Raw genomic sequence first — 20,713 nt, 5'->3', positions numbered from 1 at the left:
ACATAAAAATAAGCACAAGTTCCACTACCGCTTTCTTCAAAGAATATTAGGGGCTGGTCGATATATTATATGGAAAAAAATTTTGGTATTGTAATCCGTCCTTAGGACTCGGCTTAATGCCATCAATAATATGGATATCACATGAATATTATCACTGCGTTTTCTAACCATAACGACACTCATCAGTTGTGCCAGGACGTCATTGCAACCTTACGCAAAGGTTCTGCGCAATATGACTCTGAGCAGTTTAATATCCTCGTAGTTTATTTTAATGTTGATCATGATGTACATTTGATTCATTCAGCGCTAACAGAGGCTTTCACTTGCCCAGTGATCATGGCTAGTTCTTGTCAAGGGGCGTTTGCTATCACTCCAACAGGGCAACACCCTACAGCAAACTTGAGCGTATTTGGCATCATAGATCCGCTTGGTCATTACGGAGTAGGATATGCGAAAGTCAACCCTGCATCACCTGACATAGCCGCCCAAAAAGCAATGCAAATGGCAGTCTCTAATTCTGGTCGGCCCTACGACGCTCCTTCGTTAGTGTGGACGGTTATGCCGCCTGGACAAGAAGAAGCATTAATTGCTGGTTTTAGCCAAATTATTGGCCCAAATGTACCGGTATTTGGTGGTAGCTCCGCGGATAATGATGTTTCTGGAAATTGGTTTCAAGCCACTTGTGATGTGGTGGCCCAAGACCTCGTTTTGGTCCTTGTCATGCACCCTAGTTCTGCCTTGGGATATAGTTATAGTTCTGGCTATGAGCCAACAGAGGTTAACTTAGTCGCACAAAATTGCTCAGCTCGTAAGATTGGCCTACTCAATGGTCAAAACGCGGCACATGAATATAATGCCCATACTTGTGGGAGTATTAGCGAAGCGTTGACGGGCGGTGTGGTTTTGGGTAATACGACACTCCATCCTTTGGGGCGTCCTATTGACAGTAAGATGGGGATCACCGAGTACTTACTATCCCACCCAGACTCGGTCACAGCCGAGGGTGAACTGTGTCTGTTTTCTACCGTTGCCGAAAATCAAGAATTTGTCTTGATGAAAGGGAGCATCGAAGGTTTGGTAAAACGCGCTGCGGTAGTAGCACAAAACGCCTTAGACGTTTTACCAGAAGGCAGAAAACCAGTTGGGATACTAATGATTTACTGTGCGGGTTGTCGCTTGACGATTGGCGATGATGTCGCTGCAATGCAACAAGCTGTACTCGAACAGATTGGTTCTATACCTGTAGTGGCTGCTTACACGTTTGGTGAGCAAGGGTGTTTCTTTGATGGTAAAAATCGACATGGGAATTTAATGATTTCAGCGGTAGCATTTAGCCAATGAATAATGAAACAGAAGTTTTAAGAGAAAATTTTGCCTTAATCCTGCGTTTAAAAGAGCAAGCTGAAGCGCTGCGCAAAGAAAGTGATATGTTGCTTTCTGGCATGCGGGATATATTAAGTGCACAAACACCAGAAGCCTTGTATCAGAATATGTTTGATGTATTCGCTTCGCTGATACCGTATCAAACCTGTTTTATATTAGCGCATGAAACACCTGGTTTTATGGTCTGTAAAACTGCTACAGACTCCCGCTTTTTGGATACAAAATGGGCTGTTGATGATGTTCTTAAACGGACTTTACTGGGTACGCCTACCGCTGTTTTTAATGCGCGTATACAACCAGCCTGGCAAACACTAGAACACTTAACTGAAACAACGGCGGCTGTGTTGTATTGCCCTTTCATAGACAATAATAAAACGTCTATCATCGTGTTTTGTGCCACTGAAATTGGTTTTTATACCCAAATGCACGTTGCGACAGCCGAGCGTTATAGGGAGTTTACGGAACAGACTTTGATGTCAGTTCAAGCAAAGTTAGAAGCCTTACAATCACAAAAACTCAAAAAAGAACGCGAACAAGTCGAATTATCCATGGTGCAATCTGAAAAAATGGCCTCGTTGGGCTTACTTGCCGCAGGTGTGGCCCATGAAATAAATAATCCTTTGGCATTTGTGAATTCAAATTTTGATGCCTTATCTGGATATATGCCATCGTTGGCTAAATTTTTTGCTAAGACGCACTGCGTATTGAAATCAGAATTACCCAGCGAAGAAAAATTGCTACAAATAGAAGCACTATTCAATGAATACGATATCGAAATGCTTATGGAAGATCTTCAAGAGATCAGTGAAGACTCCAAAGAAGGGATCGAGCGGGTCTGTGATATTGTGAAAAGTTTACAAGCCTTCACCCAAGATAACGATCAGGACGAAGCAGCAGTGTTTGATTTGAATCAGTGTGTTGCAGACTCTTTAAGATTACTAAAATCGAAAGTTAAAAATACGGTCAGTATTACGCAAAATTTACAAAAACTTCCCAAACTGAAAGGGAGTGCTGGTAAGGTCAATCAAGTTTTGGTGAACCTGATGGTCAACGCTTTACAAGCCATGGATAGCTCGGCTCAACTCCAGATCACCACCGGACATCTTGATGCTCCTGAAATACAACAGTTACATCCAGATTCTGAATGCCATACCGCAGGTGTAACTGAGCAGCATGCTTTTGTTGCAATTCGAGATAATGGTTGTGGTATAGCTGTAGATAAACTCGACAGTATTTTTGAACCGTTTTTTACGACGAAACCCATCGGAGAAGGTACCGGTTTAGGCTTGTATATCACATACACATTGGTACAAGCCTTGGGTGGAGAGATTTCTGTAACCAGTGAACTCAATGTTGGCACTGAATTTACCGTCACCTTCCCGATACCTTTCACATCTTGAGTGAAGCTGTATTTTCAGCTTAACGAGATTTACAGCTTAACGAGGTAGCGTCCAGTGACCGTTCCGGCCATCATGTTTTTAGCCGCAGCAATACACTCATCCAAGCCTATCGTATGAGTGAGTTGGGCAAAAACACTAGGGTCAATTTCGTTGGCGAGGTCATCCCAAGCACGTTGACGTTTGTCTTGTGGGCAGTACACAGAATCTATCCCCAACAAGCTAACGTTCCGCAAAATAAATGGCGCCACAGAAGCGGGCAAATCCATCCCTTGAGCTAAACCACAAGCTGTTACCACACCACCATATTGGGTATTCGCAATGATGTTGGCCAGTGTATGACTGCCCACTACATCAACTGCACCGGCCCAGTCTTGTTTGCCCAACGGGCGGCCTTTTTCGGCATAGACAGAGCGGTCCATAATCTCATTTGCACCTAGGGCTTTGAGGTAATCCGCTTGGTCTGGCTTGCCACTTAGCGCGGTGACGTCGTAACCGCGTTTAGCTAAAATCGCCACAGCAATAGAGCCAACCCCGCCCGTCGCACCAGATACAATAATTTTACCTGCATCAGGCGTCACGCCTGCATCTTTTAAGGCATTACAACACAGCATAGCGGTATAGCCTGCGGTACCGATACTCATAGATTGTTCTGCACTCAAGCCTGCTGGTAATTTAATTAACCATTTGGCTTTCACTCGTGCTTGTTCCGCTAGACCGCCAAAGTGTTTTTCACCGACTCCCCAACCATTTAACACAACCGTATCACCCACCGCAAAATCAGCTGACTGAGAGTCTGTGACTTCTCCCACAAAATCGATGCCTGGCACCATTGGGTAAGATTTGGCAATCGGTGCGGATGCTGTTAAAGCCAAGGCATCTTTATAGTTTAGGGTAGAATAAGTTACCTTTACCGTTACATCACCTTCAGGGAGTAATGCAGGATCTAACGTTTCAAGTGCTACTTGTTTGTCTTCACGTAATACCAACGCGCGCATATTATTATTCCTTTCGTTCTGTCATTAAGTACCGTTTATTGGTGTCAAAGAAGACCCAATAAGCCGCTTTATTTAGATTAAGCCCTTGCTTTGCATGATGTCTTTTATTTCATCCAAGCTGGCTGGGTCATCAATAGTAGAAGGTACCACATAAGGTTGGTTATCTGCCATCTGACGCAATATTTTTCGCAAAATTTTACCAGAACGGGTTTTCGGTAAGCGGCCGACAATTAAGGCCTCTTTAAAACATGCGATAGGACCAATCTGCTTCACCATCATCGCCTTTAGCTCAGCAAAGAGTGTTGCTTCGTCAATCTCGACACCATCTTTTAAAATCACCAGACCGACGGGGAGTTGCCCTTTCAGTTCGTCTTTAACGCCAATCACGGTACATTCAGCCACAGCGTTATGATCGGCCACAACCTCTTCCATTTCACCAGTACTCAAGCGGTGACCAGCAATATTGATGACATCATCGGTTCGTCCCATGATAAAAACATACCCATCGTCATCAATGTAGCCACCATCACCAGAGCAGTAGTACCCAGGGAATTCACTAAGATAGCTCTCTTGGAAACGTGGGAAATTATTCCAGATAGACGGTAAACAACTTGGTGGGAGCGGCAGTTTGATAGCAATCGAACCTTGGGTATTCGCCGGTAATGCATTGCCATCATCGTCTAAAATAACAACATTGAAACCAGGGGTAGGGACGGTTGCTGACCCCGGTTTAGGGGCTTTGGTTTCCACACCTAATAAATTACCACAGATAGCCCAACCCGTTTCGGTCTGCCACCAATGATCGATGACCGGCTTACCTGTTTTTGCAACAGTCCACTCGTAAGTAGGTGGATCTAAACGTTCACCCGCCATGAAGATATTGCGCAGGTGACTGAGATCATATTGGCCAATGAGTTCCCCGTTAGGATCTTCTTTTTTAATCGCACGAAAGGCAGTCGGCGCAGCAAATAAAGTAGTAATTTTATACTCTTCGCACATCCGCCAAAAACCACCTGCATCAGGTGTTCTGACTGGCTTACCCTCATAAACCACCGTCGTACAACCTTTTAATAAAGGGCCGTACACAATATATGAATGACCCACTACCCAGCCAACATCAGATGCCGCCCAATACACGTCACCGACATCCACGTCATAAATCGCTTTCATCGAATAATGCAAGGCTACCGCATGTCCACCATTGTCTCTAACTACGCCTTTGGGCGTGCCGGTGGTCCCTGAAGTATACAAAATATAAAGTGGATCAGTGCCTTTTACCGGTACTGGTGCGACGGGTTTTGCTGCGGCAACACACGCAGTCCAATCTGCATCATGGGCGCGGTCTAATTCAGCGACGACTTGTGGGCGTTGCAGGACAATTACACTGTCTGGTTTGTGTTCTGCTAACTCAATCGCCTCATTAATCAAAGGTTTATATGGAATGATTTTTTGAATTTCAATGCCACATGAAGCGGTTACGATCACTTTGGGCTGAGCATCGTCGATACGCACCGCTAGTTCATTGGGGGCAAAGCCACCAAATACCACTGAGTGGATAGCGCCTAATCGAGCGACGGCAAGCATGGCGACTACAGCTTCTGTAATCATGGGCATATAGATAACAACACGGTCGCCTTTGGTGACGCCTTTGTCCTGCAAAGCACCAGCAAAAATGGCGACTTTTTCTTGTAGTTCGGCATAGCTGACAGTGTATTTTGTGTCAGATACTGGTGAGTCATAAATTAACGCAGCTTGTGCGCCTCGCCCTTGCTCAACATGATAATCCACTGCCATGTAACAGGTATTCATTTCACCGTCCGCAAACCAACGGTCCATCCCGTTTTCGTCTTTGCTTAAGATGTGTTTAGGTTGGGTAAACCAGGGCAGTGCAGCAGCTTTTTCTTGCCAAAAAGATTCAGGTTGATTAACGGACATGCCGTATTCATCTTGGTAAGTCATGTGTAGGGGACTCCGGAGGTAAATTAATTGTAATAAGTATGTTGCATGTTATACGTTAAAATCCCCCCAAATGGCTATAGTTTTACGACTAATGGCTAGGCAGTAATGTCTGTTTTTCTAAACTATTTGAAGCAAGAATTACCTTTGGCAATAAGTGCTTACACTTTGCTCTAGCAAAAGGATTGATAATTAAGTGATTAAATTTATACTCGAGTAATATGTACTAGGTGTGTGCTAAGATCATAAGTATCTTAGTGACTGTTGTGAAGAGACAGCTAGCCGAGTGCAGTGTTATTTGCACCTTATATTGTTACAAGGAACCGTCATGCCAGCAGAAATTTTTGAAATTTTATTCAGTATTCCTTTTTTCTTGATTATTTTAGTGATTTTGTTGCTGAAATTTTCAATTAAATTTGTGCCACAGAACCGCGCCTTTATTATTGAGCGTTTTGGTAAATATCAATCCACGCGAGAAGCTGGCCTAAACTTTTTGTTCCCGTTCATTGATTTAGTTGCAGCTGATCGCAGTTTAAAAGAGCAAGCGGTAGATGTACCTGAGCAGTCTGCCATTACCAAAGACAATATTAGTTTATCCGTTGATGGCGTCCTGTATTTTCGCGTCTTGGATCCGAAAAAAGCCACTTATGGCGTAGAAGATTATGTATTTGCTGTGACCCAACTCGCACAAACCACAATGCGGAGCGAAATTGGTAAAATGGAACTCGATAAAACGTTTGAAGAACGTGACATGCTCAATGCCAATATTGTTGCATCGATAAACCAAGCCTCAGCGCCTTGGGGGATTCAAGTATTACGTTATGAGATTAAAGATATCACACCTCCTTCATCAGTGATGGAAGCTATGGAAGCACAGATGAAAGCGGAACGTGTCAAACGTGCTCAGATTTTAGAGTCGGAGGGTGACCGCCAAGCTGCAATAAACCGCGCTGAAGGTGAAAAACAATCCGTTGTTTTATCCGCTGAAGCAGATAGAGCTGAACAAATTTTGAAAGCTGAAGGTGAAGCCAAAGCGATTATAGCGGTTGCTGAAGCTCAGGCAGAAGCCTTAAAACTGGTAGGTGAGCAAGCCAATACCACCGAAGGTCAAAAAGCAATTCAGTTGGACCTAGCGACTAAAGCGATTGAGGCTAAACAAGCTATCGCCAAAGAATCATCTGTGGTTTTACTGCCGGATTCGACCCTAGATGCTTCTTCTATTGTCGCTCAAGCTACCACTATTATTAACAAATTAAATGCAGGGAAATGATCATGAATTGGCTCTTTGCTAATATGGCTGAAACCCTTTTTATTGTTGGGTTACTCTTATTAATTGTCGAAGTAACGGTATTGAGTTTTTCCACCATTATTTTGTTTATGATCGGTGCTAGTTTTATCCTCACCAGTATTTTTGTGTTTATGGGGTTGGTTGAGCCGAGTATTTTAAATGCCCTGTTTAGTGTGGCTATATTGACGGTATTGTTGAGTATTACACTTTGGAAAACATTTAAAAACTTGCAAAATCAACAAGAGGATAAACCTGTCACATCGGATTTAGTCGGGTTGGTGTTTATTCTGTCTGATGATGTGGGACCCGGTAAAGTCGTGCAGCACCAATACTCTGGGATCCAATGGCAATTAGTGGCAAATGAGGACATCCCTGCGAAGACGAAAGTCGTTGTTACCCAAGTTGATGTAGGCACTTGGACGGTCAAGATGTTACAATCCTAAAAAATTGTGAGGTAATTGTGAGGTAATATTGTGAGCGAACAGACAGAACCATCTATGGCGTTTCCGGAATTAAGTGCTTATCAAAAAGCTATCTTGACGGCTATGGAGATTACCTTGTTTGTCTCACGAGCTGAGCGAACGTCTGAACTCGCTCCAGAATTCGCTCCAGAACTAAGACCTGATAAAGCCTCCGACCAAAAGCTTGGCCATATTCAAGTAGACAAATCCTCGGTAGCCGTCACTGAAAACAAGGTGCTCACGCCACATCCTTTGTTGACAATGACGGCTGATCTACAATTATTTTTAGCCGATACTCATTCTGCAATGACAGTGTTTGTCCATGAGGATGTTGTTTTGGATGAACGCGGTATAGGTTTACCGATTGAAGTCAATGCGACTCACAAAAAACGTGTTTGGGCATTGTTACAAGCACACCTCGCTAAGCTGTCTAAATAAGCACTCCACATGGAAGCTCCCACAAACTACACAAGAGACAACATCAAGATCCGTTATTTGGGCACCCAAGATCGTGCCTTGGCTTATTCAATTATGGTGAATGCCCAACCACACCCTTGGAGTGAAGCGACATTTACGAGTTGTCTAGCGCACCCATATTCGGCTATTGGCATTTATGTCGGCGCTGTCTTGCAAGGGTTTTACATCACTTTAGAAACCGATATTGCGGATCATAAAGAACTCACCTTGATGGAAATTGTGATTGCTACGCACAGTCAAGGGCGAGGTTTAGGGGATTATTTGCTCACTTATTTAATCGCACAAGCAAAGCATGCTAAAGCAGCTGAGATTTGGTTGGAGGTAAGAGCCAGTAATGCATCCGCTATTCATTTGTATAAAAAACACGGCTTTGTCCAAGTGCAAGTACGCAAAGGTTATTACCCTGACGCGTCGTCTGGCTCCATAGGTAGAGCCAGAGAAGACGGTTTGGTACTCAAACTTAGCTTACTTTGACTCTTTATTATGCGACATAACGGCATATTCAGTAATGATTGTAGATAGTTGTACCTGGTCAAATGGTTTCGCCAAATGGTCATCCATGCCTGCTTGTAAACACGTTTGCTTATCTGATTCTTGAGCATTAGCAGTTAATGCAATGATCGGAATTTTACTGCAGTAAGGAATATCACGGATCAGTTTGGTTGCACTAACCCCATCCATAACAGGCATTTGCATGTCCATAAGAATAAGATCATATTTGCAATCCCCTTTAGATAACTCATCAACGGCTTGTTGGCCATTATCCAGAACCGTCACAATCGCATTTAATTGCTGCATCATATTGACCACGACTTCCTGGTTGATGAAGTTATCTTCCACCAACAAAATATGTAAGCCACTCAAATCAGCTTTAAATGTTTTTGGTAAAACAGGCATATCTTCTAGTTTAACCTTTCTCATGACACGACTAATCGTATCGAATAACGTCGAAGGGGTGATAGGTTTAATAAAATGTCCATCTAACAAGAGTAATTCTTGTTTTTCATATGCGTCATTCAACTCAGTGTTGAGTGTAACGACCATGAAAAACAATGGCATATTATGGTTTTCACAGAGTTGCTTAAGATGCTTGACCAATGCCCAATCATTCATTGCCGCAAGCTTTTTATCAATCATAACGATATCAAATGGTTTGGAGTCAAAGCTGTTGAACATAGCCTTTGCTGCATCTGACGGTGCGCTCGAGGTGACGGTCGACCATGAGAATTGATGACACATACGCTCCAAAAATTCAGCGCCAATTCCACTTTGACAGACCAGCAAAAAGTGCAGGTTTTTCATATCGGGGATACTGTCAGATAATGCAACAAAACGATCTCTGCGCGTATCTGCATCACCGGCATGTTTCAATTTGACTTCAAAGGAAAAGGTAGAACCGATGCCGACCGTGCTGACAACCTTGAGTTCACTGTCCATGAGCTCGAGCAAGCCTTTGGAAATACTCAAACCCAATCCGGTGCCCCCAAAGTCTTTAGAGATACGTTTATCCGCTTGTTCAAAACTGTCGAAAATACGGTGAATTTGTTCACCGCTCAAGCCGATACCTGAGTCTGCAATTGAGAATTCAATTGTGCTACTGTTTTGACTATTTGCAATTCGCGTAATGCGAATGATAATAAACCCCTCATGGGTAAATTTTATTGCATTATTCGTCAAGTTGACCAAAATTTGTTTCAAGCGAACATCATCACCCAAGAAGTGAGTTGAGAGACTTTCATCAATATCAAACCAAATATCTAAAGGTTTGTTTTCTAAATTTGCAGTCATTAACACGCCGACTTCACGGACCAATTCATCCAAAGAGAATCGCGTGTGATTCAGCTGCATTTTTTGGACTTCTAACTTACTAAAGTCCAAAATATCATTAATGATTTGCGTCAGAAGTTTGGTGGTATTAAACCCTTCTTTGGCATAGCGTAGTTGCCGTACAGACAGTGGTTCGTTGACCAGTAACTGGAAAAAGCCCATGATACCGTTCAATGGAGTACGGATCTCATGACTCATATTAGCTAGGAATGTACTCTTGACTGCTAATGCTTGTTTGGCTGCTTCTTCTGAGGCTTGAGCACGTAAAGTTTGTGCATGTAAAGCGGTCAAAGATTTAGAAATATAAAACACCATAGACAAGAATAAGAGGCTGGAAAAAAGCACTATCCAAAACCAAATATCTCCCATTATTTGGGTGATTGATAACGTATACAGCGGTAGCTCAAAGCTCAAATAAATAGGCTTGGCGTTGGGGGCTAGGTGAGCAAACGAAAGTTTGGTGATAATGCTTTGATTTTTTTGTTCTAGTTGACCGGACTTGAGGTTTTGTAGTTCAGCCCATTTTTGCGGATTTTGTTCCTTTAATGATCCTATCCCATCAAGCAACCAACTCCATGCGTTTTGACCATTAAGATAGAAACCTTCGTGGTTGATAATATTTAAGCGACTGTCCGCCAGTTTCGCTATGTCGGTAAAAACGCTTTCTGCATAATAGTTAATAACTAAAATACCTGATTTGTAGTCAGCATAGTCCAGTTTATAAATAAAGCGGATAGTCGGCATGATGGGTTGTTGGATTTGGCCAAATTCTTGATTTAAATCGAAGGGAGTTATCGCCAAAGTATTGGGGATCATATTTAATGACGATTGCACATAATCTCTAGCAATTTTGTTCTGCATTTGGGTCGGAACCATCGGTTGTTCACCTATGGCGTCCCGAGATACTCTAATTTTTTCAAAACCCGTACTATCTAGATAGCGAACTTGTTGGATGTTGGAGCGATACTTCACCAAAGCTAGCCAGTCAGCCTCTAGTTGTTCCTTGTTTTGTGTGTTTGGCGTCGTGAGGTAATTTGTTAAAGGAGTGGAGTAGGCAACGCGCTGCACTTCATTACTGACAGCGTTCATTTCTTTGTTTAGAGATTGTGTGACTAACTGAATTTGGTTAGTACCATCTAATACATTTTTCTCGTTGAGACCTTGGTTTACAGAGTTGTACTCGTTGTACAAAAGTAGCCAGAATAGGGTCACAAAAATACCGGCAGGCAGCAGCAGGTGCAAAGCTGAATGGCGTTTAAATAAGGAAAGCTGAAACGGCATACTACATCCTGTAAAATAGAAAAATGATTTCTCCTATAATATAGGTTCTTTTTAGCCAAAAGTATAATTTTTAGTCCATTTTTGTTTATGATGGTGGTGTTTTACAACGAACTGGTGGCGCTACTGAAAGACGTTTGAAGCATTCTCCAGGCTTATAGCGTGTGATTCTGACTCTGCTTAATAGTCTTAATGCGCTATACAGCCGAAGCCCCCGTGATCAGAGCCTAGTGATGTCGCTGGGTAGTTCACAGTACTTCGTTATTTTGCTAGAATAGTGTTAAAATTTTTCAATGCTTTGATGGGAGGTTTTGCTGGCCGTAAGCCGTGGCAATCTGCTTGATGATCAGAGCTTAGAGTTAACTTTATTTTTTGTACAAATAGTTGTACAAAAAAGGGAATGCACATACATGGCAAACGCCGATTTTCTTAATGAAATCAACAAACGAAGAACATTCGCTATCATTTCTCACCCTGATGCGGGTAAAACCACGATTACTGAAAAGGTCCTATTGTTTGGTAATGCCCTACAAAAAGCGGGTACCGTAAAAGGCAAAAAATCGGGACAACATGCCAAATCTGATTGGATGGACATGGAAAAAGAACGGGGTATCTCAGTCAGTACATCCGTCATGCAGTTTCCATATGGTGATAAATTAGTCAACCTGCTAGACACTCCTGGACACGAAGATTTTTCTGAAGATACTTACCGTACTCTGACCGCTGTGGATTCTTGTTTGATGGTAATCGATGCCGCGAAAGGGGTTGAGGACCGTACGCGTAAATTGATGGAGGTCACTCGTCTTAGAGATACGCCGATTGTGACTTTCATGAATAAGTTAGACCGTGATATTCGTGACCCTCTCGAACTTTTGGATGAAGTTGAGGCCGAACTCAATATCATGTGTGCACCTATTACATGGCCGATTGGCTGTGGCAAATTATTCAAAGGTGTATATCACTTAGCCAATGATGAAACGTATCTCTATCAAACGGGGCTGGGGCATACCATCCAAGACGTGCGGATTATCAAAGGCATCGATAACCCAGAACTGGATGACGCTGTGACGAGTGATTTGGCGGCACAATTACGGGAAGAATTAGAATTAGTCCAAGGTGCGTCGAACCCGTTTGATCAAGAAATGTTTATGGCGGGTGAGTTAACCCCGGTTTTCTTTGGCACTGCATTGGGTAATTTTGGCGTAGATCATATGTTAGACGGATTAACTCAATGGGCGCCAAAACCTCAATCACGAGCTACGGAAGGTCGTGAAGTGACCGCAGAAGAAGAAAAGTTTTCCGGCTTCGTGTTCAAAATCCAAGCGAATATGGATCCCAAACACCGAGACCGTATTGCGTTTTGTCGTATCGTGTCTGGCAAATACAAAAAAGGCATGAAAATGCGTCATACTCGCACCGGTAAAGACGTCCGAGTATCGGATGCTTTGACCTTTTTAGCTGGTGATCGCTCATTGTTAGAAGAGGCTTATGCCGGTGATATCATAGGCTTGCATAACCATGGTTCGATTCGGATTGGCGATACGTTTTCTTCAGGTGAAGATTTCCGTTTCACTGGTATTCCTAACTTTGCACCAGAATTATTTAAACGCATTCGTCTCAAAGACCCTTTGAAAATGAAGCAGTTACAAAAGGGTTTGATTCAGCTTGCTGAAGAGGGCGCGGTCCAAGTATTTCGCCCACTGACCAATAATGATCTGATTGTGGGCGCAGTCGGTGTGCTGCAGTTTGATGTCGTGGTGGCGCGCTTAAAAGCAGAGTATAACGTCGATGCTTTGTATGAGTCTGTCGGTGTCTCGACAGCGCGTTGGGTGTATGGTTCGGAAAAAGATGTGGATGATTTCCGTCGCAAAACACAGTCTTATTTGGCCTTGGACGGTGCTGATAACTTAGCGTACATTGCACCGACGATGGTGAACCTATCGTTAGCCCAAGAACGTTACCCAGATATCACTTTTGCCGCAACCCGCGAACAATAACACGTAAACAGTAACCCTTAAACAATGACGCGCGTACAATAACACCGGATTTTTTTATATGAATATACAACACTTACTCATTGCTCGTTTTCAAGCTGCTCTAGCGAGTTTAGATGCCGCTGACGCACCTGTTCCTGTTAGCAAGTCTACTCGCCCAGGTTGTGGTGAATACCAATTCAATGGCGCGATGGGACTAGCTAAAAAACTCCAAAAAGCACCACGTGATATTGCGCAAATGATAGTGGATGCTGTGGCGTTAGATGATGTGGCTGAGCAGTTAGAAATTGCGGGTCCAGGATTTATCAATATTCATTTAGCACCCAAATGGTTAGCGCAACAAAGCCAAATATCTCTGGCCGATCCACGTTTGAATATACCGCCTCAACCTGCACAAAACATTGTCGTCGATTACTCGGCACCCAATTTAGCCAAAGAGATGCACGTTGGACATTTGCGTTCTACTATCATTGGTGACGGTGTGGTCAAAGCTCTTGAATTCATGGGGCATAACGTCATCCGACAAAATCACATGGGAGATTGGGGGACGCAGTTTGGTATGCTACTTGCGCATTTGAATGACAAATTAGCTGCTAACGAAGTCGCAGAAACCGCGTTAAGTGATTTAGAAGATTTTTATCGCCAAGCGAAAGTGCGCTTTGATGAAGAAGAAGGATTTGCCGAACGTGCGCGAGAGTATGTAGTGCGTTTACAGGGTGGTGATGCAGAGTGCTTAGCCCTATGGCAAAACTTTATTGATGTCTCTATCCAACACTCCGTGGATGTTTATGAAAAGTTGAATGTGTCCCTACAAACTTCAGATGTTATGGGGGAGAGTGCTTATAATGCCGATTTAGCGAATGTCGTTGCGGACTTAAAAGAACAAGGTGTTGCCGTCGAAGATCAAGGCGCACAAGTGGTCTTTTTAGATGAATTAGCGGATAAAAATGGTAAACCTGCCGTTTATATTGTCCAAAAATCAGGTGGCGGGTATCTCTATGCGACGACGGATTTAGCAGCAATTCGCTACCGCTCGCAGCAATTAAACGCTCAGCGTACTCTTATTTTTACCGATGCACGACAAGCCTTACACTTTAAGCAAACCGAAATTGTTGCGCGTAAAGCAGGTTTCATTGGTGCAGATGAAGAATATCAACATTGTCCTTTTGGTATGATGTTGGGTAAAGACGGCAAACCCTTTAAAACCCGTACCGGTGGTACAGTGAAATTAGTCGATTTACTCGATGAAGCGGTTGACCGAGCACAGACCTTGTTAAACCAAAGAGACAATGACTTTTCTGCGGATGAACTAGCGACAATGGCCCAAAAAATCGGGATTGGCGCAGTCAAATACGCCGATTTATCAAAAGCAAGAACAACGGACTATATCTTTGATTGGGATACTATGTTGAGCTTTGAAGGGAATACTGCCCCCTATCTGCAATATGCCTATACGCGGATCCAAAGTATCTTTGTAAAAGCCGGAGCAGACGTTGATACCCAAGCAGAAATCAACATAGCCGCAGACCAAGAAAAAGCATTAGCCACTAAGTTATTACAATACCAAGAAGCGATTGAAACGGTAGTGACTGAAGCAACGCCACATGTGTTATGTACTTATTTATACGAGTTGGCGAGTTTGTACATGAAATTTTATGAAGCATGTCCTATCCTCAAAGAAGATGTAGCAGAAGCTGATAAACAAAGCCGTCTGCAGTTGTGTCGTTTAACCGGCAACACGCTTGGACACGGACTCAGTCTCTTGGGCATTGATACTTTGGAACGGATGTAAGTACAATAACCAAACATACAACCAAACATACAACCTATAAAAACAACAAAAGGGGTACAATATGGCAAAATTATTAGCATTTAGTGGTTCTTTACGTGCAGGTTCATACAACCAAACGGCGTTAAAAGAAGCCGTAAAGGGAGCAGAGTCAGCCGGCGCAGAAGTAACGGTTGTCGAATTAAATGATTATATTGCGCCATTGTTTAGTGAAGACATTGAGGCCGACTCGGGGATCCCTGCCCAAGCTCAGGCATTTAAAGAACTCATGATCACACATGATGGTATCCTGCTCGCTTCGCCAGAGTACAACGGTTGTTTTACTGCCGCGTTGAAAAACGCGTTGGATTGGGCATCTCGTGCCACTGGAGATGAACCGATGATGGCAGCTTTTCGTGGTAAAAGTGCCGTGTTGATGGCTGCCTCACCAGGCGCTCTTGGGGGGATGCGTGGATTAGCAATGACACGTACACTTTTGGCCCAATTAGGTATGACGGTCCATGCGACACAACTGACCTTGGGTAAATTTACCACTTTGTTAGATGCAGCAGGAAACTTAGTTGATGAAAAGGCCATCGAGAAGTGCCATAAACACGGTGCACTAGCTGCCGCATTTACGGCCAGTTTTTCACAAAATAGTTGAGCGTTAGAACGACAGCGCTCATTGGTTCCAGTGTCATGAGTCAATCTTCTTGGCTCATGGGATTTGTGTCTTGGGACTAAGCTCAAGCGAAAGAGACTATCTAGATTAAGCACTACCATTTTTACCCGAAATTAGGTACTATCCACGCCCTTATTTGAAATTCAATCACTGGCATTATTCTCCTCGACCAATAGCAATAAAATTGCTCAATCATCGAATAAGCGAGTGAACTTAGGACGTGACATAAGACATGTTTGAAATAAATCCTATCGTTTTAGCGATTGCTGATATTCGTGAGCGTACCACAGCGCTTAGGGGGTATCTTTGACTTTGCTGCAAAGCAAGAACGTCTAGAAGAAGTTTCCCGTGAATTAGAAGATCCTGATGTCTGGAATAATCCTGAAAAGGCACAATCTTTAGGGAAAGAAAAAAATACGCTAGAGCAGATTGTCGAAACGATTCTCGTACTTGATCAAGGTACTGAAGACGTCGAAGGGTTATTGGAGCTAGCCGTCGAAGCCGAAGATGAAGAAACCCTTGAAGAAGCCCAATCTGAATTAGCGGAACTGACGAAAAAACTCGAAGTGTTGGAGTTTCGTCGGATGTTCTCAGGCCCTAATGACAGCAACGATTGTTATATTGACCTGCAATCTGGTTCTGGTGGTACGGAAGCTCAAGATTGGGCCAATATGCTATTGCGGATGTATTTGCGTTGGGGTGAAGAGCATGGCTTTAAAACAGAGTTACTAGAAGTCTCAGATGGTGATGTCGCAGGGATCAAATCTGCTACCATTCGGTTATCAGGTGAGTATGCATTTGGTTGGTTACGCACCGAGACAGGCGTCCATCGCCTCGTGCGCAAATCTCCGTTTGATTCCGGTAATCGCCGTCATACTTCATTTGCATCCGCCTTCGTGTATCCAGAAATAGATGATGATATCGATATTGATATTAACCCTTCAGACTTACGGATTGATACTTACCGTGCGTCTGGTGCCGGTGGTCAGCACGTCAACCGAACTGATTCGGCAGTGCGAATTACTCACGTGCCGACCAATATAGTCGTGCAATGTCAAAATGACCGTTCACAGCATAAGAATAAAGACCAAGCGATGAAACAACTCAAAGCGAAGTTGTATGAGTTTGAACTACAAAAACAAAACGCAGAAAAACAAGCTCTTGAAGACAGCAAGTCTGATATAGGGTGGGGGAGTCAGATACGCTCTTATGTACTTGATGATTCCCGTATCAAAGATTTACGTACCGGTGTTGAAAACCGAAATACCCAAGCCGTCTTAGATGGTGATTTAGATAAATTTATAGAAGCCAGCTTAAAATCTGGGCTTTAGACTGCAAATAGATAGGAATAAACATGACTGACCAACATCAAGATGAAAACAAGCTCATTGCTGAGCGTCGTGCAAAATTAGCTCAAATACGAGAAAATTGTAGCGCGAATGGTTTTCCTAATCAGTTTCGTCGTGAAGCTTATGCAGCTGACTTGCAAGAGCAATATGGCGCTGAAGAGAAAGCAGCTTTAGCTGAACAAGGTACCGTCGTCGCGATTGCTGGTCGAGTTATGGCGAAACGTGGTCCGTTTTTATTACTCCAAGATATGACGGGACAAATCCAAAGTTACGCAGATAAAAACACTCAAAAAGATATCAAGGAAAACTACGGTACCTTAGATATCGGCGACATTATTGGTGTTAAAGGTGTACTGCATAAGTCAGGCAAAGGTGATTTATATGTGAATATGGATGAATATATCCTGTTGACGAAATCTTTGCGTCCCTTACCAGAGAAATTCCATGGTTTGAGCGATCAAGAAACCAAATATCGCCAACGTTATGTCGATTTAATTACCTCTCCAGAGACCCGCGAAACGTTCTTTATGCGCTCTAAAATCGTCAACGGTATTCGCAACTTCTTGACCGAAAGAAAGTATATGGAAGTTGAAACACCGATGTTACAAGTCATTCCAGGTGGTGCATCGGCGAAACCTTTTGTCACGCATCACAATGCTTTAGATATCGATATGTATTTGCGTATTGCGCCTGAATTATATCTAAAACGTCTAGTGGTAGGCGGTTTTGAGCGTGTGTTTGAAATCAACCGCAACTTCCGTAATGAAGGTTTATCGACGCGTCATAACCCTGAATTTACGATGCTAGAGTTCTACCAAGCCTATGCTGATTATCATGACTTGATGGATCTTACCGAAGAGATGTTGCGTTACTTAGCTCAGTCAGTACTGGGTACAAACATTGTGACGAATACGATTAAAAACTCAGATGGTGAAGTGGTTGAAACCAAGACTTACGATTTTGACCAGCCGTTCCAGCGCTTGACGATGGGAGATGCGGTACTTAAATATTGGCCTGAAGCCAATGCCGCAGCGATTAATGATCCCGAAAATCATTTACCAGAACTCAAAGCGATGGCCAAGCAGTTACATATTAAAGAGCCAGAAGTAGATGGTATCTGGGGCCCAGGTAAGTATTTATGTGAAATTTTTGAAGCGACAGCGGAAGAGCAATTAGACCAGCCTACCTTTATTACCGCTTACCCTTGGGAAGTATCACCCTTGGCACGACGCAATGATGACAACCCATTTGTCACCGACCGTTTTGAATTTTTTGTGGGTGGACGTGAATTAGCCAATGGCTTCTCGGAGTTAAATGACTCAGAAGACCAAGCCGCACGCTTCAAGAAACAGGTTGAAGAAAAAGATGCGGGCGATGATGAAGCTATGCACTTTGATGACGACTATATCCGCGCACTTGAATATGGTTTACCACCAACAGCGGGTGAAGGTATTGGGATTGATCGCTTGGTCATGTTGTTTAGTGATAGCCCGACGATCAAAGATGTTATTTTGTTCCCACATATGAAACCTGTGCCAAGCGATAACGACGCATAAGGTTTTATGCCCTATAGGGAAACCACATGTATTGACTATCAAGAGCATCCTAGCTTAGGTGTTCTTGATGAAATACTTATAAACGCTCCTCAAGGATATGAATATGCTTGAGGAGTTTTTCATTTTCAGGCACGTTTAACCCTATCTTTTGTGCTTCACGCACGACAAAACCATTGATAAAATCCACCTCTGTACGCCGACCGTGAGTAATATCTTGGTGCATGGATGAATAATTATCACCAGTAGCATGCACGATCCCCAATACGATGTTCCAGATCTGTGTATAACTTAAAGACAGGTTTTTGTGTTTGGCCAACATGACAATTTCTTGTGTGATTGCCTGCATCGTCATCATATATTCTGAATCAGCCAAACGTCCGTTTTTGATGTTGTGTATGGCTGTCAAAGGGTTAATCACTGCATTGACTGCTAGCTTGGTATACAAGGCCTCTAATATAGAGGTTTTGTGGTGTAGTTCAGGGATGATGGTACTCAAATAGGAGAGTGTATTGTCCTGTGTTGAGTCGTTGGCTGACCTAGCGTTTTGAATGTTACCAATCTGGGTTTGCCCCCAAGCTGTGTGCTGAATACAGGTCAAAGTATCAGTAGTGGTAGTAAATGCATAGCCCGCCATACTAGTAGTAGCGGCATAAATGGTATGCTTGGGAAACAAAGCTTGTGCTGTTTCATGTGTACCTAAGCCATTGTGTAGCAATACTAAGACCGCATCGTCGGCAATGAGGTTTTGTAGGTCAGTCAGAACATTCGCAACTTGATATGCTTTGGTGGGAATGATGATGATCCCCGACATGCGTTTAGTGCCAGCGACTGCATGGTTTAACACTGTCGCCGTGGGCAATGCGTAGTTTTCACCCGATAACCAATACATGGTCGGAGCGGTGCGCTGTGTTCGTACATATTGTGTAAAAGGGCGTTGTGCGAGGAGTGCATGGGTCGCAATAAGTGAGCTAATCACCCCTTGGCCAATGAGATGAATATGCGGTGCAGCATTGCGCTGGTTCATGTGCTGATTCATACTGCAGGCCAGGCTAGGGATGAGACATTGTCCGAGTGCAAAAATTCCGTTGCTGTAGCTAGTGCATGAAAATCGGTGCCTGAATTCGGTGAGGCGCTAACATGGATGTTTGTGCCATCGTAGTCAAACTCTAGGGCAAAGGCATGCAAGTATAATCGATCTGCAGATGTCCCTTTATAAACCGTATCGCCAAGAATAGGGCTGCCATTGCTTTTGAGTGCCACTCGGATTTGATGCGTTTTGCCGGAAAACGGACGCACCCAAAACAAATAACGTCCATTGCCTAAACCTTGTCTAATGAAATAACTCACTGCTGGGTTCGTCTGGGTGTTTTTTAATCCCCATATTCCACTGCGGATATTTGCCATATCACCTTTGACCCAGCCCATTTTGCGTTTGCCTTTTTGGTCAGATAACGCAATATATGTTTTTTGGATGGTATGAGAGGAAAACAATACTCGAAAACGCTCAGCTGCCTCTGCTGATTTTGCGAGTATCAAACAACCACTAGTCTGGTCATCAAGTCGATGCACGATAAAATACTGTTGAGCAAGTTCATGGTCTAGTAACGCTGGACATACAGACTGTGAACTTTGGTGCATGGTTACACCTCTGGGTTTGTGAATAATGACAAAGTCACAATGGTCGTACAAAATGTCATACTGCATAGAAGCTTAGATCTTGCGTAATATATCGAGAGCATCCTCGTAGTTTAATTGTTGAATGTAAACAAGTAAATCGTCTTTTTCAGACTGGCTTATGTCAATATTTTGCATATAACTAGCGAGTTTATCACTGGGTACAAACTGGTTTTTTTCGAGTACACTGATCAGTGAGGCAACGGTATCTGCTTTGTTGGCATTTAGTTCATAAACCGTTTGGGGCGCCACTTCAGTGTTAATAAAATGGTTTACTTCTTTTATGGTCTGGGCGATCAAATTACCTAAGTCTTTTAACTGCTGTTCAGTTAGCGTCTGAGCTTTGGCGGCTTCTTCTAAAGCTTTACTTGCGTCGTATAACGCTTCCAGTCCTAAGTTACCACTAATACCCTTAATGGTATGAATGAGTAAGACGGCAGAATCCCATTGTCGCTGTTCCAACATATCGAGCAATTTGGACTGTGCACTTTGATAATCATCAATAAATTTTGTTAGCAAGCGACATAACAATTCATGATTTTGATTAAGCTGATTTAAGCCGAACTCTGAATTAAAAATTTCCATTTTACAACCAATTCTATAGATGAAGTACCTGAACATTGCG

17 protein-coding genes are annotated in these 20,713 nt (G+C 43.2%); 11 read left to right on the top strand and 6 right to left on the bottom strand.

Annotated elements, in window-relative coordinates; all coding sequences use genetic code 11:
* The first annotated feature begins 141 nt into the window (after nt 1-141).
* The gene (locus tag NLF92_RS11115) at nt 142-1,341 is read left to right on the top strand and encodes an FIST signal transduction protein (RefSeq protein ID WP_254101907.1); all 1,200 of its coding nucleotides are present in this window, start codon (nt 142-144) and stop codon (nt 1,339-1,341) included.
* Nucleotides 1,338-2,783, top strand: coding sequence for a sensor histidine kinase (locus NLF92_RS11110; protein WP_254101906.1), 1,446 nt, complete (start codon nt 1,338-1,340; stop codon nt 2,781-2,783). Before NLF92_RS11115 ends, NLF92_RS11110 begins: the two co-directional genes overlap by 4 nt.
* Before the next feature lie 29 nt (nt 2,784-2,812).
* Here the strand turns inward: NLF92_RS11110 and acuI are convergent, their stop codons facing one another.
* Nucleotides 2,813-3,778, bottom strand: coding sequence for an acrylyl-CoA reductase (NADPH) (gene acuI, locus NLF92_RS11105; RefSeq protein WP_254101904.1), 966 nt, complete (start codon nt 3,776-3,778; stop codon nt 2,813-2,815).
* A 72-nt stretch (nt 3,779-3,850) separates the two neighbouring features.
* A complete protein-coding gene (locus NLF92_RS11100; protein ID WP_254101902.1) occupies nt 3,851-5,737 on the bottom strand; it encodes a propionyl-CoA synthetase in 1,887 nt (628 codons plus the stop codon).
* Nucleotides 5,738-6,062: 325 nt separating this feature from the next.
* Here NLF92_RS11100 and NLF92_RS11095 point away from each other — a divergent pair, with 325 nt between their 5' ends.
* Genes NLF92_RS11095 through rimI form a run of 4 tightly spaced genes read left to right on the top strand, consistent with a single transcriptional unit; the run spans nt 6,063 to nt 8,434 of the window.
* Entirely contained in the window at nt 6,063-7,004 is a 942-nt protein-coding gene (locus NLF92_RS11095; RefSeq protein ID WP_254101900.1) for an SPFH domain-containing protein, read from the top strand.
* Nucleotides 7,005-7,006: 2 nt separating this feature from the next.
* Nucleotides 7,007-7,465, top strand: a complete 459-nt coding sequence (locus NLF92_RS11090) for an NfeD family protein (protein ID WP_254101898.1) — start codon at nt 7,007-7,009, stop codon at nt 7,463-7,465.
* Nucleotides 7,466-7,495: 30 nt separating this feature from the next.
* Nucleotides 7,496-7,921, top strand: coding sequence for a hypothetical protein (locus NLF92_RS11085; RefSeq protein ID WP_254101896.1), 426 nt, complete (start codon nt 7,496-7,498; stop codon nt 7,919-7,921).
* Between the two features lie 9 nt (nt 7,922-7,930).
* Nucleotides 7,931-8,434 carry a ribosomal protein S18-alanine N-acetyltransferase gene (gene rimI / locus NLF92_RS11080; RefSeq protein WP_254101894.1) on the top strand — a complete coding sequence of 168 codons (504 nt, stop codon included), beginning with the start codon at nt 7,931-7,933 and terminating at the stop codon, nt 8,432-8,434.
* On the opposite strand, the gene NLF92_RS11075 is transcribed toward rimI, so the two are convergent.
* On the bottom strand, nt 8,426-11,068 hold the full coding sequence (locus NLF92_RS11075; protein WP_254101886.1) for a response regulator: 2,643 nt from the start codon (nt 11,066-11,068) through the stop codon (nt 8,426-8,428). The two genes, rimI and NLF92_RS11075, sit on opposite strands and share 9 nt — an antisense overlap.
* A gap of 407 nt (nt 11,069-11,475) precedes the next feature.
* On the opposite strand from NLF92_RS11075, the gene prfC reads away from it, so the two are divergent.
* The 5 genes from prfC to lysS all read left to right on the top strand — a co-directional run bounded on the left by prfC (nt 11,476) and on the right by lysS (nt 18,414).
* Nucleotides 11,476-13,062, top strand: a complete 1,587-nt coding sequence (gene prfC / locus NLF92_RS11070) for a peptide chain release factor 3 (RefSeq protein WP_254101884.1) — start codon at nt 11,476-11,478, stop codon at nt 13,060-13,062.
* Nucleotides 13,063-13,120: 58 nt separating this feature from the next.
* Complete coding sequence (argS, locus tag NLF92_RS11065; RefSeq protein ID WP_254101876.1) at nt 13,121-14,851, top strand: arginine--tRNA ligase; 1,731 nt, start codon at nt 13,121-13,123, stop codon at nt 14,849-14,851.
* A gap of 61 nt (nt 14,852-14,912) precedes the next feature.
* Nucleotides 14,913-15,491 (top strand): NADPH-dependent FMN reductase, encoded by a 579-nt coding sequence (locus tag NLF92_RS11060; RefSeq protein WP_254101874.1) that lies wholly within the window; start codon nt 14,913-14,915, stop codon nt 15,489-15,491.
* Nucleotides 15,492-15,741: 250 nt separating this feature from the next.
* A protein-coding gene (prfB, locus tag NLF92_RS11055) for a peptide chain release factor 2 (protein WP_254101872.1) occupies nt 15,742-16,840 on the top strand; the annotation gives its coding sequence in 2 pieces (ribosomal slippage) (nt 15,742-15,816 and nt 15,818-16,840; 1,098 coding nt in all).
* 23 nt (nt 16,841-16,863) lie between these two features.
* Entirely contained in the window at nt 16,864-18,414 is a 1,551-nt protein-coding gene (lysS, locus tag NLF92_RS11050) for a lysine--tRNA ligase (RefSeq protein ID WP_254101870.1), read from the top strand.
* Between the two features lie 76 nt (nt 18,415-18,490).
* Here lysS and NLF92_RS11045 read toward each other — a convergent pair whose 3' ends face one another.
* The 3 genes from NLF92_RS11045 to NLF92_RS11035 are packed head-to-tail and all read right to left on the bottom strand — an operon-like array spanning nt 18,491 to nt 20,673.
* Nucleotides 18,491-19,438, bottom strand: a complete 948-nt coding sequence (locus NLF92_RS11045; protein ID WP_254101869.1) for a ketopantoate reductase family protein — start codon at nt 19,436-19,438, stop codon at nt 18,491-18,493.
* Between the two features lie 8 nt (nt 19,439-19,446).
* Nucleotides 19,447-20,118 (bottom strand): pseudouridine synthase, encoded by a 672-nt coding sequence (locus NLF92_RS11040; RefSeq protein WP_284700420.1) that lies wholly within the window; start codon nt 20,116-20,118, stop codon nt 19,447-19,449.
* 6 nt (nt 20,119-20,124) lie between these two features.
* Nucleotides 20,125-20,673 carry an Hpt domain-containing protein gene (locus tag NLF92_RS11035; protein ID WP_254101859.1) on the bottom strand — a complete coding sequence of 183 codons (549 nt, stop codon included), beginning with the start codon at nt 20,671-20,673 and terminating at the stop codon, nt 20,125-20,127.
* Nucleotides 20,674-20,713: the final 40 nt, after the last annotated feature.

This window comes from Opacimonas viscosa, assembly GCF_024199005.1.
Classification (GTDB): Bacteria; Pseudomonadota; Gammaproteobacteria; order Enterobacterales; family Alteromonadaceae; genus Opacimonas; species Opacimonas viscosa.
This window is presented reverse-complemented; position numbering and strand designations above follow the sequence as displayed.

What these genes read in the sequence shown, in the direction of transcription:
- argS (WP_254101876.1), top strand. Translation starts at nt 13,121, where the DNA reads ATGAATATACAACACTTACTCATTGCTCGTTTTCAAGCTGCTCTAGCG.
- rimI (WP_254101894.1), top strand. Translation starts at nt 7,931, where the DNA reads ATGGAAGCTCCCACAAACTACACAAGAGACAACATCAAGATCCGTTAT.
- NLF92_RS11090 (WP_254101898.1), top strand. Translation starts at nt 7,007, where the DNA reads ATGAATTGGCTCTTTGCTAATATGGCTGAAACCCTTTTTATTGTTGGG.
- NLF92_RS11060 (WP_254101874.1), top strand. Translation starts at nt 14,913, where the DNA reads ATGGCAAAATTATTAGCATTTAGTGGTTCTTTACGTGCAGGTTCATAC.
- NLF92_RS11110 (WP_254101906.1), top strand. Translation starts at nt 1,338, where the DNA reads ATGAATAATGAAACAGAAGTTTTAAGAGAAAATTTTGCCTTAATCCTG.
- prfC (WP_254101884.1), top strand. Translation starts at nt 11,476, where the DNA reads ATGGCAAACGCCGATTTTCTTAATGAAATCAACAAACGAAGAACATTC.
- NLF92_RS11045 (WP_254101869.1), bottom strand. Translation starts at nt 19,438, where the DNA reads ATGAACCAGCGCAATGCTGCACCGCATATTCATCTCATTGGCCAAGGG.
- lysS (WP_254101870.1), top strand. Translation starts at nt 16,864, where the DNA reads ATGACTGACCAACATCAAGATGAAAACAAGCTCATTGCTGAGCGTCGT.
- NLF92_RS11040 (WP_284700420.1), bottom strand. Translation starts at nt 20,118, where the DNA reads ATGCAGTATGACATTTTGTACGACCATTGTGACTTTGTCATTATTCAC.
- NLF92_RS11075 (WP_254101886.1), bottom strand. Translation starts at nt 11,068, where the DNA reads ATGCCGTTTCAGCTTTCCTTATTTAAACGCCATTCAGCTTTGCACCTG.
- acuI (WP_254101904.1), bottom strand. Translation starts at nt 3,778, where the DNA reads ATGCGCGCGTTGGTATTACGTGAAGACAAACAAGTAGCACTTGAAACG.
- NLF92_RS11100 (WP_254101902.1), bottom strand. Translation starts at nt 5,737, where the DNA reads ATGACTTACCAAGATGAATACGGCATGTCCGTTAATCAACCTGAATCT.
- NLF92_RS11095 (WP_254101900.1), top strand. Translation starts at nt 6,063, where the DNA reads ATGCCAGCAGAAATTTTTGAAATTTTATTCAGTATTCCTTTTTTCTTG.
- NLF92_RS11035 (WP_254101859.1), bottom strand. Translation starts at nt 20,673, where the DNA reads ATGGAAATTTTTAATTCAGAGTTCGGCTTAAATCAGCTTAATCAAAAT.
- NLF92_RS11115 (WP_254101907.1), top strand. Translation starts at nt 142, where the DNA reads ATGAATATTATCACTGCGTTTTCTAACCATAACGACACTCATCAGTTG.